The sequence below is a fragment of the uncultured Campylobacter sp. genome, from assembly GCF_938045535.1.
Classification (GTDB): domain Bacteria; phylum Campylobacterota; class Campylobacteria; order Campylobacterales; family Campylobacteraceae; genus Campylobacter_B.
The window spans coordinates 1-2,103 of the sequence record NZ_CALIMQ010000077.1; the positions used below are offsets into that span (position 1 = coordinate 1).

Below are 2,103 nucleotides of genomic sequence, written 5' to 3' on the forward strand. Positions count from 1 at the left end.
CATAGCCGTCTTCAAGCTGCGAAAATGCGGCGATCGTTTGCGAAAAAAGAACGGGAATATGTGGAGCTTGCACTTAAATTTATCCTTTTGAAATTTCTAATCCTATATAATAGCGAAATTTTTTACAAAGGCGAGAGATGGACGAGTATTATTATGAAATTTTACGCAAAATTTCGCTTTCGATGTTTAGAGATAGGCTTTTTGGGATCTTTCACGGCTCGATTTCAGCAAAAATTAAAGAAAATCAATTTTTGATCAACAAAAAAGACGCGATTTTCGATAGCCTGGATAGGGGTGATTTTATAACGCTATTTTCAAAAAAAGACTACCGCTGGCAGGATGCTAGCATCGATAGTGACATACATATAAATATCTATAAAAATATCAAAGAGGCGAAATTCGTAACCTACGCGACACCACCATATCTCGTCGCATATACGCTGGAGCATGATTTTATTTTGCCGCGAGATTACTTTGGGGCGAGTAAATTTAAACGCATTGAAATTTACGATCCTAAGAACTACGACGACTGGCACGAGCGCGCGCCGTACGAAATTTGTAACTATATGATAAATGAAAATAGCGATATAATGGTGATTCGTGGCTATGGGGTTTTTGCCTATGCAAGGAGCGCGCAGCAAATGGCGAAAAAAATAGCGATTTTAGAAATGAGTTCAAAGCTGCTTTTGCTAAGCTAAGATTAATGTATACTAAATCGTTTACTAACGCGTTATAATTCGCTAAAAATGCCTATTTTTCAGCCTTACATAAGGTTTTATCTGTATAATTACTAACAAAAAATTTCTTTAGTTAGCTATTTAAGGATTTAGATGATAGAATGGATGCAAAAGCATAAGAAGTCGCTTATACCGACGATCTGGATAAGCACGATAGCTTTCGTGGGCGCAGGCTTCGTCGGCTGGGGCGCATATGATATGAATGCTAACCGCGCAGGCTCAATTGCTAGAGTAGGGCAGATTTCCATAACCAATCAAGAACTAAACACAAAATACTCCGAACTATACAACAGGCTGAGTGCTATGAGCGATGGGCAATTTACTCAAGAACAAGCCAAAAATATGCATCTAGATCAGATCGCAGTAGATCAGTTAATTGGCGAAGCGTATTTTCTAAATTTTGCTAAAGACTTAGGCGTTCAGGCCAGTGATAAAGATGTGGCGGAATTTGTGCTAAACTCGCCGAATTTTCAGGAAAACGGTGCATTTAGTAAAGAACTTTACGATAATGTCGTAAGGAATTCAGGACTAACTAAAAAGGAATTTGAGCGCAATCTACAAAAGGTCTTAACTTTAGAAAAGCTCGGCAAAGCGCTAAAAATAACGCCTAGCCCTAAGATCGTAGAAGTATTCGCAGCATCGCAGCTGATGCAGGATAAGGTTTCTGCAGAGATAATCTACGCCGATGCTAACGTCACTTTTAGCGACGACGAGCTAAAGAAATTTTGGGAAGGCGAGAAATCGCACTTTATGACAGAGAAAAAATATAATCTAGGGGCCTATTTCGTAGCGCCTAGCAATGCGGATGTAAACGAAACGGAGCTAGGTGAATTTTACGAAGAGCACAGAGGCGAGTATAGAAGCCTGGATGATAAATTATTGGATTTTGCAGAAGCCAAACCTAATGTCTTAAAAGATTACCGCATGGATCAGGTTAAAAAAGACGCTACAAAGGATTATCTGGAGATCAAAAAAGGCAAGCTCGATACTAATGAAACTATAGTTGCTACGGCTAGCAATTTTCCAATATCTGAGATTGAGGTTGCAAAGCCAGGAGATGTCGTCAAGCCTTTCGAGTACAAAGGCGGATATTTGATTGCTAAACTAAACGGCGTTGAGCAACCTAGACAGATGACTTTCGATGAGGCTAAGCCTTTGGCTTCCAAAGAATTTGAAGCGAAAAAACGCAAAGAGCTACTTGAAAAAAGAGCTCAAGATGCGCTTAAAAATTTCAAAGGCGAAGATTTCGGCACCTTATCTCTAAGTAGTAAAAACAACACCAAGCTAAGCGATGACGAATTTTATAAATTTCTTATCGATATGTTTAATAAGCCTGCGAAAGAAGGGATAGTGATGTTTGATAACA

General features: G+C 39.1%; 2 protein-coding genes. Both read left to right on the top strand.

All coding sequences use genetic code 11. The features are described from left to right. Positions 1-137 precede the first annotated feature (137 nt). Complete coding sequence (locus Q0095_RS02650; protein ID WP_297881102.1) at positions 138-698, top strand: class II aldolase and adducin N-terminal domain-containing protein; 561 nt, start codon at positions 138-140, stop codon at positions 696-698. 132 nt (positions 699-830) lie between these two features. Further along, the coding region (locus tag Q0095_RS02655) for a peptidylprolyl isomerase (RefSeq protein WP_297881104.1) at positions 831-2,103 on the top strand (1,273 nt) is incomplete at its 3' end.